The 15,164-nt window shown below is 59.6% G+C and carries 12 protein-coding genes; 10 read left to right on the forward strand and 2 right to left on the reverse strand.

Translation table 11 applies throughout. The features are described from left to right. Nucleotides 1–89: 89 nt before the first annotated feature. Both CKW18_RS19010 and CKW18_RS19015 read right to left on the reverse strand, forming a co-directional pair. Nucleotides 90–500 (reverse strand): SRPBCC family protein, encoded by a 411-nt coding sequence (locus tag CKW18_RS19010; RefSeq protein ID WP_095190213.1) that lies wholly within the window; start codon nt 498–500, stop codon nt 90–92. Nucleotides 501–636: 136 nt separating this feature from the next. After that, on the reverse strand, nt 637–1,710 hold the full coding sequence (locus CKW18_RS19015; protein ID WP_095190214.1) for a diguanylate cyclase: 1,074 nt from the start codon (nt 1,708–1,710) through the stop codon (nt 637–639). A 195-nt stretch (nt 1,711–1,905) separates the two neighbouring features. On the opposite strand from CKW18_RS19015, the gene CKW18_RS19020 reads away from it, so the two are divergent. The 10 genes from CKW18_RS19020 to CKW18_RS19065 form a co-directional block, all read left to right on the forward strand. Beyond that, complete coding sequence (locus tag CKW18_RS19020; RefSeq protein ID WP_095190215.1) at nt 1,906–3,360, forward strand: NAD(P)/FAD-dependent oxidoreductase; 1,455 nt, start codon at nt 1,906–1,908, stop codon at nt 3,358–3,360. 22 nt (nt 3,361–3,382) lie between these two features. Then, complete coding sequence (locus CKW18_RS19025) at nt 3,383–4,309, forward strand: alpha/beta fold hydrolase (RefSeq protein WP_095190216.1); 927 nt, start codon at nt 3,383–3,385, stop codon at nt 4,307–4,309. A gap of 36 nt (nt 4,310–4,345) precedes the next feature. Then, nucleotides 4,346–5,845 (forward strand): glycolate oxidase subunit GlcD, encoded by a 1,500-nt coding sequence (gene glcD / locus CKW18_RS19030; protein ID WP_095190217.1) that lies wholly within the window; start codon nt 4,346–4,348, stop codon nt 5,843–5,845. Beyond that, complete coding sequence (glcE, locus tag CKW18_RS19035) at nt 5,845–6,894, forward strand: glycolate oxidase subunit GlcE (RefSeq protein ID WP_095190218.1); 1,050 nt, start codon at nt 5,845–5,847, stop codon at nt 6,892–6,894. Before glcD ends, glcE begins: the two co-directional genes overlap by 1 nt. A 2-nt stretch (nt 6,895–6,896) precedes the next feature. Further along, a complete protein-coding gene (glcF, locus tag CKW18_RS19040; RefSeq protein ID WP_095190219.1) occupies nt 6,897–8,117 on the forward strand; it encodes a glycolate oxidase subunit GlcF in 1,221 nt (406 codons plus the stop codon). A gap of 88 nt (nt 8,118–8,205) precedes the next feature. Next, nucleotides 8,206–9,594 carry a VOC family protein gene (locus tag CKW18_RS19045; protein ID WP_095190220.1) on the forward strand — a complete coding sequence of 463 codons (1,389 nt, stop codon included), beginning with the start codon at nt 8,206–8,208 and terminating at the stop codon, nt 9,592–9,594. 436 nt (nt 9,595–10,030) lie between these two features. Next, nucleotides 10,031–10,546 carry an Hcp family type VI secretion system effector gene (locus CKW18_RS19050; RefSeq protein ID WP_007919523.1) on the forward strand — a complete coding sequence of 172 codons (516 nt, stop codon included), beginning with the start codon at nt 10,031–10,033 and terminating at the stop codon, nt 10,544–10,546. A gap of 132 nt (nt 10,547–10,678) precedes the next feature. After that, entirely contained in the window at nt 10,679–12,757 is a 2,079-nt protein-coding gene (tssI, locus tag CKW18_RS19055; RefSeq protein WP_371857640.1) for a type VI secretion system tip protein TssI/VgrG, read from the forward strand. After that, nucleotides 12,742–13,575, forward strand: a complete 834-nt coding sequence (locus tag CKW18_RS19060; RefSeq protein WP_095190224.1) for a DUF4123 domain-containing protein — start codon at nt 12,742–12,744, stop codon at nt 13,573–13,575. Before tssI ends, CKW18_RS19060 begins: the two co-directional genes overlap by 16 nt. A 286-nt stretch (nt 13,576–13,861) precedes the next feature. Beyond that, a partial coding sequence (locus CKW18_RS19065) for a hypothetical protein (RefSeq protein ID WP_170947285.1) occupies nt 13,862–15,164 on the forward strand: 1,303 nt, incomplete at its 3' end.

Below are 15,164 nucleotides of genomic sequence, written 5' to 3' on the forward strand. Positions count from 1 at the left end.
CGCGAAAGCGGTGTGTCATTCAACAAAGCTGTTGCCTGACATTTCCTCTTCGCGAGCAGGCTCGCTCCCACAGGTTCTGTGGTGGCTGATTAAGCCGGGTAGTTGGCGCGCAGCGCTTCAAGGCCGCCTTGGTAGATACCGCTAAAAAGCGCCACCACTTCCTCATCACTCACGCCTTTGGCGTTAAAGCGCCCCGACCAGGTCACCCGTGCGCCCTGCCCTTGGGCTTCAACCTTGATCGTCGCCAGATAATCAGTGGCCGGGAACGGTGCCTGCTCAATCGAATAGCTGTAAGTCTTGGCAGCGTTATCGAACGCTTGCAGGCGCTCGATTATCACAGCGCCATCGGCGGTTTGCAGGGTGCGCACACGTCCGCCGTCGCTCAGTTGGCTGTCGGCAATGAACGGCAGCCAGTCCGGCAGCGTGTTGAAGCCGCCGATCAATTGCCAGACCTGATCGGCCGAAGCCGGGATATCGATTGTTGCGGATGCAGTTGCCATAAAAAATGTCTCTCCTAAGGAATTCAGATTGTCAGGCTGTTGGCCACGCCAGCGTCGACGCGCCGAGCGGCACCGGTAGTGGCCGAGGCCCCGGCGTCTACTGACTTCAGGTCGCGTATCTGACGGGCAAGGCCGCTCAGACCGAATCGAACAGCTCATGCCTGGGCAAATTATCGCAGTTGCAGATCACCCGATTGCGTCCACTGGCTTTGGCTTCATACAACGCCTGATCGGCGTCATTGAGCCAACGGGTGGCATCGTCGTGAGCCGGGTCGTACGCCGCCAGACCAATGCTCAGGCTGACCTTCAACGCCGGATTCTGTTCGTAACCGAGGGTGGCGAAGCGTTCGCGCAAGGCCTCCATGGCCTGCGCGGCATTGAACAACGGCAAATCCGGGAGGATCACGCAGAATTCATCGCCGCCGTAGCGCCCGGCAATATCGTCGACGCGCAAGTTCTGCTTGAGCATCTTGCTCAGTTGGCGCAGGACGATATCGCCGGCCACATGGCCATAGGTGTCGTTGATCGCCTTGAAGTGGTCGATGTCGATCAGCGCGATCGCAGCGCCCTGCTGCTGGCGTCTGCAACGCTGAAAGGCGATGTCCAGTTGATCCTTCCAGGCGCCGTGATTGAGCAGGCCGGTGAGGCTGTCGGTGCGGCTCAGGGCCAGCAGTTCGCGCTTGTGCAAGCCCAGCGTATAGGCCTGGCGAAAGCAGATCCAGCCCAGCGCCAGCGGATACAACATCAGCAACGGCAAACAGGCATACAGTTGCAACGGTGAGGTTTGCGCAACGAACGCCGGGGCAAACACCACCAGCCCAACACCGACCCCGAGCAATTGCGCAGCAGACCCGGCCAGCAGAAAACGCAGACCGCCAATGGCCACGTTGTTCATCGCCATCATCGAAATGGTCGTGGCGCTGGGCAGCGGATTGAAATGCATGGCGGCAACCCAGAAGCCGCCGAGAAAAGCATCGATCAACAGATTGCGGTGTTCGGCGTGGTAAGGAACGCGCGCAAGGCGAGCCCATTGAAAGGCCAGATGCGGCCAGACCAGACCGTTGAACGCCATCAGCGCCCAAACCCAGAGCGGCGGGTCCAGCGGGTACATGGCCACGCCCACGCAGAGCAGCCCCAGCACCAGTCCGAGGGTTCGCGACGTGTACAGCCTCCTTGCCAATGAAAGTCCCTTTCCCCCCTTGTTTCCCATAAGGGCCTCGATAACTCGATGGAACTTGCGCACACCCCCAAAAGCGGTGTTCCCGGAGTCTAACAGGGCGCCGTTGAATAGCCATCACCGGCCGGCAGGCTCCCGTCCACCGTGGGAATTTGCGAGCACACAGTGCAAATATTTGGCTATACATGAAAGGACGAAAACGGAAAAAAATTTATAAGAAGGAGGCTCATGCACACCTATCGAGTGTTGATCATCGGCAGCGGGTTTGGCGGCCAGTGTGCGGCGGTGAACTTGCTCAAGGCCGGGATCGACGATTTCCGTCTGCTGGAGCGTCGGGACTTCTTCGGTGGCACCTGGTGCCAGAACACCTACCCCGGCGCGGCGGTGGATGTGCCATCGCCGCTGTACTCATTGTCGTTCGCGCCGTATCGCTGGTCGCAGATGTTCGCCGAACAGGCAGAACTGCAGCGCTACACCGAACATGTGATCGACACGTTCGACCTGCGCGAGCGAGTGGAACTGCAGGCCAACGTCGAATGCATCGAGTGGGACGACGTTGAAAAGCGTTGGGCGGTTCACACCAGCGCCAAGGGCATCTTCCATGCGCAGTTCGTGATCAACGCCAGCGGACCGTTGAGCCAACCGGTGATCCCGCACTTTGTCGGGCAGGAGCGTTTTCAGGGCAAGACTTTTCACACCAACCAGTGGGACCACCGCTACGATTACCGGGGCAAACGCGTGGCCATCGTCGGCAGCGGCGCCAGTGCGGCTCAAGTGATCCCGGCGATTGCGCCGCAGGTTGAGCAATTGCATGTGTTCCAGCGTACACCGCACTGGGTGCTGCCTCGTGCAGATCGCCGGTTCGGGCGTTTCCAGCGCTGGCTGCTGGGGATCAAACCAGCCCATAAACTGCTGCGCTGGCTGCTCTACTGGCAATTCGAAACACGGATTATCGCCTTCAAATACTCAAAACCGGCGATCCATATGGTGCAGCGCCAAGCGCTGCGTTTTCTCAAGCGCCAGGTGACGGATCCGCAACTGCGAGAAAAACTCACGCCTGATTTCACCATTGGCTGCAAGCGGGTCCTGGTCTCCAGTACCTATTACCCGGCCCTGACCCGGCCCAACGTTACGCTGCACAGCCACGAGCAAGGCATCGCTTCCATCGACGAAACCGGTGTCAACACGCAGGATGGCCAACACATCGAGGTTGACCTGATCGTCTGGTCGACCGGCTACGACGCCACCGACGGGGTGATTTCCTACCCTGTCAGCGGAAAAAACGGCGTACAACTCAGAGAGGTCTGGGCGCAATACCCGCGCGCTTACCTCGGCACCAGCCTGCCGGATTTTCCCAACCTGTTTATCGTCACCGGCCCCAACACCGGCATCGGCCATACCTCGGCGCTGTTCATCATTGAAGCGCAGATGAACTACATCCTCGACTGCATCCGCACAGTGCAGACTAAAGGCTTGCGCAGCATTGAAGTGCGCCGCGACGCGGAACGTACCTACACTGCAATGATCCACCGTGAGATGGAGCGCACAGTCTGGAAGTCCGGCGGCTGCCACAGTTGGTATCAAAGCCGCGACGGTCATGTGATCGCGATGTTTCCCGGCTTCAGCTTCAGCTATTACCGGTTGACCCGGGCGTTGAAACCGGCAGACCACATTTTGTCCTGAACACGTAAAAGGAAGACGTCTGATGCTTTTGCTGTTTGTCGCTCTCGCGGTTTTCGTGGCCTGGAGCTGGTTGAGTTACCCGGCGGTAGGTCATTGGCTATATGACCTGAGCATGGCCCTTGAGGCCAAGTTGTATAAATTGCACAAAATCGAGGTGCCGATCACCGAGATGACGGTTTCGACCTGGCAAGGCGGGCCCTACGAGGCGGCCAGCGCGATATTGATGCTGCACGGCTACAGCGCCGACAAAAATCTGTGGCTGCGCTTTGCCCGGCATTTTGTCCGCGAGTACCGGGTGATCATCCCGGATCTGGCCGGCCACGGTGAAACCGGCTTCAAGGCCGGCGGTGGCTACGATATCCCGGTGCAGGCCAAGCGCATGATCCAGTTGCTCGACGTCTGCGGCGTGGAAAAAGTCCATGTGATCGGCAACTCGATGGGCGGCTACATCGCCGCGTGGCTGGCCGCAACCTATCCGGAGCGGATCGCCTCAGTGGCACTGATCGACCCGGCCGGCGTCACGGCACCGCAGGCCAGCGACATGGAGCGGCATCTGGCCCGTGGGCACAACCCGTTTCTGATCAACTCCCGGGAAGAGTTCCAGCAGTTTTATGCAATGACCATGGCTGAGCCGCCGTGGGTGCCGAAGCTGGTACTGGACGCCATTGCCCAGCGCTATGAACGACAACGAGATGAACTGGAAGAGATCTTCCGCGATTTCCGTGCCAGTGCGCCGATGGAGCCAAAACTGGCCGACATCAAATGCCCGGCGCTGTTGCTGTGGGGGCGCAAGGATCGGCTGATCGACGTCAGCAGCGTACCGATCTGGAGCAAGGGCATCGCCAATCTGCAGGTGGTCGTCTGGGACGGCATCGGACACATGCCGATGGTCGAACAACCGGCGAATACGGCGCGCCTGTATCGGGAGTTTCTGGGTAAGCAACGATAAAAGCCCACACCCTGCAGCCAGTAAACAGGATTTGAGATGAACATTCTTTACGACGAACGCCTCGACGGCCCGCTCCCCGTCGTTGATAAGGCGAAGCTGCTCAAGGTTCTGCAGCAGGCGCTGCCGGATCTCGACCTTCTCTGGCGTGAGGAAGAACTCAAACCCTACGAATGCGATGGATTGTCGGCCTATCGGACCACGCCCATGCTGGTCGCCCTGCCCCGGCGACTGGAACAGGTGCAGACCCTGCTCAAGCTCTGCCATCAACACAACGTGCCGGTGGTCGCGCGTGGCGCCGGCACCGGGTTGTCCGGCGGGGCCTTGCCACTGGAACAAGGTCTGCTGCTGGTGATGGCGCGCTTCAACAACATCCTGCATATCGACCCGGCCGCGCGCACCGCACGGGTCCAGCCGGGCGTGCGCAATCTGGCAATCTCCCAGGCTGCCGCACCGTTCGGGCTGTATTACGCGCCGGATCCGTCGTCGCAAATCGCCTGCTCGATCGGCGGCAATGTCGCGGAAAACGCCGGTGGCGTGCACTGCCTCAAGTACGGTTTGACGGTGCACAACCTGCTGAAAATCGAAGTGCTGACCATCGAAGGCGAACGCCTGACGCTAGGCTCCGACGCCCTCGATGCAGCGGGTTTCGACCTGCTCGCGCTGTTCACCGGTTCCGAAGGCTTGCTGGGGATCATCACCGAGGTCACGGTCAAACTGCTGCCCAAACCCCAGGTCGCCAAGGTGCTGCTGGCCAGTTTCGATTCCGTGGAAAAAGCCGGTCGCGCCGTGGCCGAGATCATCGCCGCCGGGATCATCCCCGGCGGTCTGGAAATGATGGACAACCTGGCGATTCGCGCTGCTGAGGATTTTATCCATGCCGGTTACCCGGTGGATGCCGAAGCCATCCTGCTGTGCGAACTCGATGGTGTCGAAGCGGATGTCCACGACGATTGCCTGCGGGTGCGCGAGGTCATGACCGAGGCCGGTGCCACCGAAGTGCGCCAGGCCCGTGACGAAGCCGAGCGCGTGCGCTTCTGGGCCGGGCGCAAGAATGCCTTCCCGGCCATTGGCCGCCTGTCGCCGGATTATTACTGCATGGATGGCACCATCCCGCGTCGCGAACTGCCCGGCGTGTTGCAAGGCATCGCTCGCCTCGGCGAGGAATACAACTTGCGCGTGGCCAACGTGTTCCATGCCGGCGACGGCAATATGCACCCGCTGATCCTGTTCGACGCCAACCAACCCGGCGAACTGCACCGCGCCGAAGCCCTCGGCGGCAAGATACTGGAACTGTGCGTGCAGGTCGGCGGCAGCATCACCGGCGAACACGGGGTCGGCCGCGAGAAAATCAATCAGATGTGCGCGCAGTTCAACAGTGACGAACTGAGCCTGTTTCACGCGGTAAAAGCCGCGTTTGACCCAAAGGGCCTGCTTAACCCCGGCAAGAACATCCCGACCCTGCACCGCTGCGCCGAATTCGGTGCGATGCATATTCATGCCGGGCAACTACCGTTCCCTGAAATGGAGCGCTTCTGATGGCCGACTTCGATGCCAGCAGCGCCCTGCTCGATCAGGTCAATCAAGCGCGCGCCAACGCCACGCCACTGAAGATTCAGGGCGGCAACAGCAAGGCTTTCCTTGGGCGCGAAGTGGCCGGCGAAGTGCTCGACACCCGCGCGCATCGCGGCATCGTTCGTTATGACCCGACTGAATTGGTGGTCACTGTACGTGCCGGTACGCCGTTGTCCGAGCTGCTCACCGCGCTGGACGCTGCCGGGCAAATGTTGCCGTGCGAGCCGCCAGCATTCGGCGAAGGCGCCACGGTCGGCGGCATGATCGCCACCGGGCTGTCCGGGCCACGGCGACCATGGTCGGGCTCGGTACGCGATTTCGTCCTCGGCACGCGAGTGATCACCGGCCTTGGCCAGCACCTGCGCTTCGGCGGTGAAGTGATGAAAAACGTCGCCGGTTATGACCTGTCGCGGCTGATGGCTGGCAGTTACGGCTGCCTCGGCGTGTTGACTGAAGTGTCGCTGAAAGTCCTGCCCAAACCTCGGCAATGCCTGAGCATCCGCCTCGATATCGACTGCACCCGCGCCTTGGCCAATCTTGCCGAATGGGGCCAGCAACCACTGCCGATCAGCGCGGCGTGTCACGACGGCGCCAGTTTGTACCTGCGCCTGGAGGGCGGCGAAGGCTCGGTGACGGCGGCGCATCAACGCTTGGGCGGCGAGCCACTGGACTCGGTGTTCTGGCGTGACTTGAACGAGCAACGTTTGCCGTTTTTCGATGAAGGCCTGCCGCTTTGGCGCCTGTCGCTGCCGAACAATCTCGGCCCACTGGACTTGCCCGGCGCGCAACTGATCGACTGGGCCGGCGCGCAACGCTGGCTGAAATCCGACAAACCGCACATCCAGATCCTCGCCCAGGAGCTCGGCGGTCACGCCACGTGCTACACTCACGGCGCCAGCGACTCGCCGTTCCAGCCGTTGGCCTGGACCCTGCTGCGCTATCACCGCCAACTCAAGGCGCAACTCGACCCGCAAGGGCTGTTCAACCCCGGTCGAATGTACGCGGAGTTCTAGCGATGCAAACCACCCTCAGCGAGCAATCCAGACAGCTGCCCCGCGCTGCCGAGGCGGAAAAGATCCTGCGCACCTGCGTGCATTGCGGCTTTTGCAACGCCACCTGTCCGACCTATCAACTGCTGGGTGATGAACTCGATGGCCCGCGCGGGCGCATCTATCTGATCAAGCAAGTGCTCGAAGGCGCGCCGGCCACCGCGCAGACGCAACTGCATCTGGATCGCTGCCTGTCGTGCCGCAACTGCGAAACCACCTGCCCGTCCGGCGTCGATTATCACAACCTGCTCGACATCGGCCGGGCGGTGGTCGATCACGCGGTACCGCGTCCGGCGGCGCAGCGGTTGTTGCGTGAAGGGTTGCGGGCACTGGCGCCGAATCCCGGTTTGTTCAAAGGCTTGTTGCGGCTGGGCACGACATTCCGACCGCTGTTGCCGCGAATATTTGAAAGCAAACTGCCGCAGCATCTGCCCAGTTCAGGCTTGCGTCCGGCACCACGGCATGCGCGCCGGGTGTTGCTGCTGGAGGGCTGCGTGCAACCGGGTTTGTCCCCCAATACCAATGACGCCACGGCGCGGGTGCTGGATCGACTCGGGATCAGCGTCACCGCGGTGCCCGAAGCAGGTTGTTGCGGCGCGCTGGACTATCACCTCGACGCCCAGGCCAAAGGCCTCGACCGCGCCCGGCAGAACATCGACGCCTGGTGGCCGCATCTGCAAAACGGTGCCGAAGCCATCGTCCAGACTGCCAGCGGTTGCGGCGCGTTCATCAAGGATTACGGGCATCTGCTCGAAGACGATCCGGCTTACGCCGACAAGGCTCGGCGAATCAGCGAACTGACCCTCGATCTGGTGCAGGTCATCGCGCAGGAACCGCTGGAGCAAGTGTGCGCCGCCAGCGAACGGCGGATCGCCGTGCATTGTCCGTGTACCTTGCAGCACGCCCTGAAGCTTGGCGGCGCAGTGGAAGCGGTGCTGACTCGCCTGGGCTTCAACCTGACCCACGTGCCGGACGGGCATTTGTGCTGCGGCTCGGCGGGCACTTACTCGTTGACCCAACCGACGATCGCCCGGCAATTGCGCGACAACCGTCTCAATGCCCTGGAAAGCGGGCGTCCTGAGCTGATCGTCACCTCCAACATCGGCTGCCAGAGTCATCTGGCCAGCGCTGGTCGGGCTCCGGTCAGGCACTGGATCGAACTGGTGGATCAGTCGTTGGCAGAATGAAGTTCGTAGGATTCTTCGTTTGCCCACGCGGGAGAAGGCTGCGATCTTTTCCTCCACCCATTTCGTGACCGTGGCAGGAATTTTTTTCATGACCGTGCAGCCTTTCGTCAGCCCCGACCTGATCCGCCAACGCTTCTCCAAAGCGATGTCCGACATGTACCGCGAAGAAGTCCCGCTGTACGGCGCGCTGATGGAATTGGTGGAACAGACCAACCGCGACGTGCTTTCACGTCAGCCAGACATCGCCCGGCAGCTCGACAATACCGGCGAAATCCAACGGCTCGACATGGAGCGCCATGGCGCCATCCGCGTCGGCACCGCAACGGAACTGGCCACCCTCGCCCGCCTGTTCGCAGTGATGGGCATGCAACCGGTGGGTTATTACGACCTGACCCCGGCGGGCGTGCCGGTGCATTCCACGGCGTTTCGCGCGGTGCATGAAGAGGCGCTGCAAGTCAGCCCGTTTCGGGTGTTTACCTCGTTGTTGCGGCTGGAGTTGATTGAAGATCCTGAGTTGCGCGCCTTTGCCGACTCGGTGCTGGCCAAGCGTTCGATCTTTACTCCCGCGGCGTTGCGCCTGATCGCCGAGGCTGAAACGGCAGGAGGACTGAGCGAGACCGAAGCAGCAGAGTTTGTCCTACAGGCATTGGAGACCTTTCGCTGGCATCACAGCGCCACCGTCACCGCCGCGCAGTACCAGACGTTGAGCGCCCAACACCGTCTGATCGCGGATGTAGTGGCGTTCAAAGGCCCGCACATCAATCACCTGACACCGCGCACTCTCGACATCGACGTCGTTCAGGAACAGATGCCGGCCCATGGCATCACGCCCAAAGCAGTGATCGAAGGTCCGCCGCGTCGGCAATGCCCGATCCTGCTGCGCCAAACCAGTTTCAAGGCCCTGGACGAGCCGATCGCCTTCACCGACCAGAGCGAAACCCGTGGCAGCCACAGCGCGCGTTTCGGCGAAATCGAACAACGCGGTGCAGCGCTGACGCCCAAGGGCCGGGCGCTGTATGACTGCCTGTTGAACGCGGCGCGGGAGGAACTGGGTGATTTCCCCAATGAAGCCAACGCCGCACGCTACAACGCGCTGATGACTCAACACTTTGGCGAATTCCCTGACAGCGTCGAGGGCATGCGCGAACAGGGTCTGGCGTACTTTCGCTACTTCGCCACGGAAAAGGGTCTGGCGGCGGGTAGCCTCGGTGAGGCCTCGCTTGAGGATTTGTTGCGCGACGGTCATGTGAAAGCTGAACCGCTGGTGTACGAAGATTTCCTGCCGGTCAGTGCGGCAGGGATTTTTCAGTCGAACCTTGGCGATGCGGCGCAAACACACTACGGCGAGCACTCCAATCGTCAGGCATTCGAACAGGCGCTGGGACGTCCGACCATTGATGAGTTGGGGTTGTATGCGCAGACGCAGCGGCGTTCGATTGAAGAATGCGCGCAAGTGCTGGGCCTGAAAATAATCTAACGGCAGGTCGTCGGTAGATCAAAAGATCGCAGCCTTCGGCAGCTCCTACATTTGGAATGCATTTTCCTGTAGGAGCTGCCGAAGGCTGCGATCTTTTGATTTTTTAGTCAGTGTACTGCCAGTGATGGCCTTCGGCCGTACTGCGCAAGAAGTTGCGCAGTACCCCATAATAAAACACCCCTCTGAAGCGCTACAGCCCATACGTCACGGGGCCTGCAGCCAAGTGCGCAAGAAGTTGCGCAGTACTGCGCAACTTCTTGCGCACTTTTACCTTCAATCGCCTGCCAAAAATCCTCAAAAGCGCAGACCAGAGCGGTCCAACCCCCGCCTCCCGGGGACTTCACAAAAGCTGGCACGCTCCTTGATAGCCCTTAGGCACCCACCGGGCGATTTCGCCTCCCGGGCACCCTAAATTTATCCGCAAGGAGAGCACCCCATGGCAACACCAGCGTACATGTCGGTTACCGGCGAAAAACAAGGCCTGATCACTGCAGGCGCATTCACTGCCGACTCCGTTGGCAACACCTACCAGGAAGGCCACGAAGACCAGGTTATGGTTCAGGCTTTCAGCCACGACGTGATCATCCCGCGTGACCCACAATCCGGTCAGCCAACCGGTCAGCGCGTTCACAAGCCAGTTGTGATCACCAAGGTCTACGACAAGGCTTCGCCTCTGCTGCAAGCTGCTCTGACCTCCGGCGAGCGCATGAGCGAAATCGTTATCCAGTGGTTCCGTACTTCGGCTCAAGGTACCCAAGAGCACTACTACACCACCAAACTGGAAGACGCGATCATCGTCGCCATCAACAACAAAATGCACAACTGCCAGGATCCAGGCAACTCGCACTTCACCCACCTGGAAGAAGTGCAGTTCACCTACCGCAAAATCACCTGGACCCACGAAGTATCCGGTACTTCGGGTTCCGATGACTGGCGTGCTCCAGTCGTTTAATTACGGCTGATCGTTACAAACATCGGCCAGCTCTGCTGGTCGATGTTGTTTACGCCCCTCCAGAATTTCGCGTACGTTGACCCGCTTTTGCGGCTGTCGACGAACGCCGCTGTACAGCACGAGGAACAAGGGATGTTCGCGCCGGCCAATGAAACCCACTTTGCCCTGACCATCGAAGGGCTTTCTGCTGACTTTCAGGTATTCACCCTGCAAGGTCGCGAAGCCATCAGCCAGCCTTTTGTCTTTGAGGTGGAGCTGGTCAGTGAGCAGCCGTCGCTGGACCTCGAAACCCTGCTGCACAAACCGGCCTTCCTGCAACTGTCGCCCGACGGCAGCGGCATCCATGGCCAGATCTACCGCGCCGCGCAAGGCGATTCCGGCAAACGCCTGACCCGTTATTCAGTGACCCTGCGCCCGCAATTGTCTTACCTGGCGCATCGCGTCAACCAGCGCATCTTCCAGAACCTCAGCGTGCCGAAAATCATCGGTATGGTCCTCGAAGAGCACGGTATCCAGAGCAACGCCTACGAATTCAAGACCGGTTCGATTTATCCCGAGCGCGTCTACTGCGTGCAATACGATGAATCGGACCTGCATTTCATCCAGCGCCTGTGCGAAGAAGAAGGCATTCACTACCACTTCCAGCACAGCGCCACGGCGCACAAACTGGTGTTCGGCGATGACCAGACGGTGTTCCCGAAACTCAAGCCTGTGGCCTATCAGCAAGACTCCGGCATGGTCGCCAGCGACCCGGTGATCAAGCGCTTCGACCTGCGCCTGGAAACCCGCACCAGCCGCACCACCCGTCGCGATTACGACTTCGAAAAACCACGCCTCACCCTCGAAAGCGAAAACCGTGGCGACGCCCTGCCCGACCTCGAAGACTACGATTACCCCGGTCGCTTCATCGACCGCGAGCGCGGCAAACACCTGGCCAAACGCGCCCTCGAACGCCATCGCAGCGATTTCCAGCTCGCCGAAGGCAAGAGCGATCAGCCGTTGCTGGTCAGCGGCCACTTCCTCGCGCTGACCGCGCACCCGAAACCCAAATGGAACAACCTCTGGTTACTGACCGAAGTCCTCCACGAAGGCAAGCAGCCGCAAGTGCTCGAAGAGTCGGTAACCAGCGACACCACTGCGCTGAAAGACGATTTCCATCAGGGCTACCGCAACCGCTTTCAGGCCACGCCGTGGGACGTGCCGAATCGCCCGCCCCTGCGCCACCCGAAACCGCGCATCCTCGGCAGCCAAAGTGCCGTGGTCACGGGCCCGAAAGGCGAAGAGATCCATTGCGACCAGTACGGCCGTGTCAAAGTGCAATTCCACTGGGACCGCGAAGGCCAGGCCGACGACAAGACCAGCTGCTGGCTGCGCGTCTCATCCGCCTGGGCCGGCGCCCAGTACGGCGGCATCGCCATCCCGCGCATCGGCATGGAAGTGCTGGTCACCTTCCTTGAAGGTGACCCCGATCAACCGCTGATCAGCGGCTGCCTGTACCACAAGGAAAACACCGTCCCGTACGAACTGCCGGCGAACAAAACCCGCAGCACCTTCAAGACCCTCAGCTCCATGGGTGGAGGCGGTTACAACGAACTGCGCATCGAAGACAAGAAAGGTCAGGAGCAGATCTACCTGCACGCCCAGCGCGACTGGGACGAGAACATCGAGCACGACCAGAAAATCCGCGTCGGCAACGAACGCCACGACACCGTCGAAAAGAACAGCTACACGGAATTCAAAGCCGAAGAACACCACACGGTTTACGCCGACCGCAAAGTCGAAGCGCGGGCGAATGATCACCTGACCGTGGGCGTGAATCAGCACATCAAGATTGGGACTGGGCAGTTCATTGATGCGGGCCAGGAAATCCACCTCAGCAGCGGCATGAAAGTCGTGCTTGAAGCGGGGGCGGAACTGACGCTCATTGGCGGCGGTAGTTTTATCAAGATCGATGCCGGCGGCGTGACCATGAGCGGGCCAGTGATCAACATGAACTCCGGCGGTGGACCGGGTAGCGGCACGGGCGCTGCGCCTTTGTTGCCGGGGCCGTTGAAGCAGGCGGATGCGGATAAGGCTGGTACGGTGTTAGTGCCTGCCATGCTCAACCCATTTGTACGAAAAAGCGTTCAAGGCCTCCCCCTTGTTCCGATCTGTGGAAAGCAAGCCAATGGCGCTTGCTCGCGAGAGGTTTGCCCATGTCTGAATGGTTAAGTCACTTTCTTGAACAACCCGTGGTCACCACGCCAGCAGGCAACGCTGCAAGCCGCTCCTTGTATTGCATCATCGATAGCGTCCGGCAGCCTCGCGCTCTGGAACAGCTCTATCAGCAGGCCAACATAGGCGAAGTCGAAAAACTTTTCCAGGGCACACCTTTCGCCGAAATGAATGAAGTCAGTCCACTATGGCTGCAATTGAAGCCGGGAGGCGCCGCCGCAGCCAAGGCCGTTGAACTGTGCCGCGCAAACCGCGCAGGCATTCTGCTGACCTCTCGGGACACACCGGAAAACACCCTCCTGCATGCCCGTCGACTGTTACGAATGAACAGCAAATCCCACGGCGACTCACTGGCACGCTTTTACGATCCGGCATTCTGGAGTGCTCTTGCGCTGACTGTTCCTGCCCAAGCTCTATTGGGTCCTTGGCAAAGCGTCTATACACCTCCCGCGCATATTGACGATATGAACTGGCGCGTCTGGGAACAAACTCAAGAATTCGATGCCTCTACTGGCGAGCACAGGTATCCGCTGCAACTTCAGGAAACGACATTGGTTGCGTTCGATGAAGTGCGTTGGTGGTACTGGATTCGAGCCCGCGAAGCCGAATCGGCCAACGGTTTGCCGAATGAACAACTGCCGGGAATATCCGAAAATTTGCAACTGCTGGTGGATCACGGCATAGAAGAGGGACGCCACCTTGAGCGTCTGTTGCCGCAGTTGAACCAACGCCCGTTGCGAGCGCGAGCCGACGTAATGAATGTGCTGAGCAGCGATATGCCGGCATTCGAGAAAGTACAACGACTGGAAGTTTGAAATGACAGGTACGTCCGAACAAGCATCTACCCCAGAACAACCACCTGTTGTTATCCCGGCGGACCCACCGAAGTCATCTGCCGACTCAGAAACGTTCTGCAAGGACAAGAAGCCGGGTTGCAGCAGCAGCTATGACGACATCATCTACGTCACCGGCCAGCGTCGGTTCTGGCTGTTGCCCAAGCGCACGTCCGAGAAGCTGAAAGAAAGCGTCAACCTGCTCAAGCAAAAAACCGTCAACGCAGACAAAGCCACGCGCATGAGCAACATCGCCGATGCCGGGCTGATGGACTACTTCCTCACGCCCGGCCCGGAGGCTTTTCTCGAAGCAGACGACCGTAGCAGTTACCTGGCGTCGAAATCGGCAATCCCCGAAGACACGGCGAAAAAAGCGCAGTGCCGCAAAGATTGGGACACAGCTAAAGACAAAGGTGACAGCGACGCGACGATGCATGCTGAGCGCGAGATGTTCGCAGCTCAGCAACGCATCGATAAAAACAAAAAGAACATGGAAGCGCTGGAAAAGGTCTCCGACACCAGCGCAGAGAAGTTGGGGTACAAGCGAGAAAACGGGGTTTTCTACACGCCGCGCGCCTTGAAGGCTCGCGAGGCCATCGACAAGTACATTAAAGAACGTGACAAGGCAAAAGCTCACGGCTACAAAATGTTCGATCCCGGCAGCAAAAAAATTGCCTCGGCGTGGGAGCACCTGAAAGACTACAAGGCGCTTCACAAAAAACTGATTGAAACCGGCGAGATCGACGAAAAGAAACTCAAGGGTGTGCAGATCAACATCCTCGCACTGAAAGACCTGATGTCCCCATACATCAATGCCATCGTGGAACTCGCCGAGTGCGGGGTGGCGGTTCCCGAGTTCGCACTCAGCCCTGACGACCAGTACGCAGGGACCAAGGATTTTCAGGCCTTTATCGAACTGACAAACAAACGCGATGAGCTTGAGAAAAAAATCGAAGCGCGTTATTCCCAATGGGTCTCGGCTACCGGTGGCAAGTCAGCGCCACCCGGAGTGCTCTTTGTCAGCTTGCAAAAGCAGTGGTACGACCTGAACACAGAGGCTGAGCGGATTCAGACCACCGCCGAAGCACGCGTTCGAGCACTGAAGCCTCCCCGCCTCTTCCTCTGGGACGCGGAGAGCTACAAGCCAAAACCCCTCGAACGCCTGGCCAAAACCAACATTCCGCTACGTGAACTCAGCAGCGCCTCTTCGACGACGATCCTGAACCACATCAGCCTGAAACAACTGGCCCAAGCCAGTGGCAACGCGTTCCAAGGCCAACTTAAAGAGCTGGCGACCAGTTTGCCCAAGTCGATTGCCAAAGAAGCAGACGACGATCGTGTGTTCAGTGATTGGCTGGATCAGGAAGGCGCACTTCAGTTCGATGAGAAAGGCCCATGGTTCGATGAACATGGCCTCTTTCTGCCAGAAAAATTCTTTGCTGCGCTGGAAGCCAAAGGCTACAAAGTCGAAAGCATCAAAGCCGAAGCCAAGAAAAAAAGCTGGGGCGAAAACCTCAAAGCCATGGTTTTCGAAGATAAACAGCTTCGTAACCTCATGCTTTTTGACAACA

Source organism: Pseudomonas sp. Irchel 3E19 (genome assembly GCF_900187585.1).
Classification (GTDB): domain Bacteria; phylum Pseudomonadota; class Gammaproteobacteria; order Pseudomonadales; family Pseudomonadaceae; genus Aquipseudomonas; species Aquipseudomonas baetica.

Excerpts from the sequence above, each read along its gene's own strand:
- CKW18_RS19010 (WP_095190213.1), bottom strand. The coding sequence starts at position 500 with ATGGCAACTGCATCCGCAACAATCGATATCCCGGCTTCGGCCGATCAG.
- CKW18_RS19015 (WP_095190214.1), bottom strand. The coding sequence starts at position 1,710 with ATGGGAAACAAGGGGGGAAAGGGACTTTCATTGGCAAGGAGGCTGTAC.
- CKW18_RS19020 (WP_095190215.1), top strand. The coding sequence starts at position 1,906 with ATGCACACCTATCGAGTGTTGATCATCGGCAGCGGGTTTGGCGGCCAG.
- CKW18_RS19025 (WP_095190216.1), top strand. The coding sequence starts at position 3,383 with ATGCTTTTGCTGTTTGTCGCTCTCGCGGTTTTCGTGGCCTGGAGCTGG.
- glcD (WP_095190217.1), top strand. The coding sequence starts at position 4,346 with ATGAACATTCTTTACGACGAACGCCTCGACGGCCCGCTCCCCGTCGTT.
- glcE (WP_095190218.1), top strand. The coding sequence starts at position 5,845 with ATGGCCGACTTCGATGCCAGCAGCGCCCTGCTCGATCAGGTCAATCAA.
- glcF (WP_095190219.1), top strand. The coding sequence starts at position 6,897 with ATGCAAACCACCCTCAGCGAGCAATCCAGACAGCTGCCCCGCGCTGCC.
- CKW18_RS19045 (WP_095190220.1), top strand. The coding sequence starts at position 8,206 with ATGACCGTGCAGCCTTTCGTCAGCCCCGACCTGATCCGCCAACGCTTC.
- CKW18_RS19050 (WP_007919523.1), top strand. The coding sequence starts at position 10,031 with ATGGCAACACCAGCGTACATGTCGGTTACCGGCGAAAAACAAGGCCTG.
- tssI (WP_371857640.1), top strand. The coding sequence starts at position 10,679 with ATGTTCGCGCCGGCCAATGAAACCCACTTTGCCCTGACCATCGAAGGG.
- CKW18_RS19060 (WP_095190224.1), top strand. The coding sequence starts at position 12,742 with ATGTCTGAATGGTTAAGTCACTTTCTTGAACAACCCGTGGTCACCACG.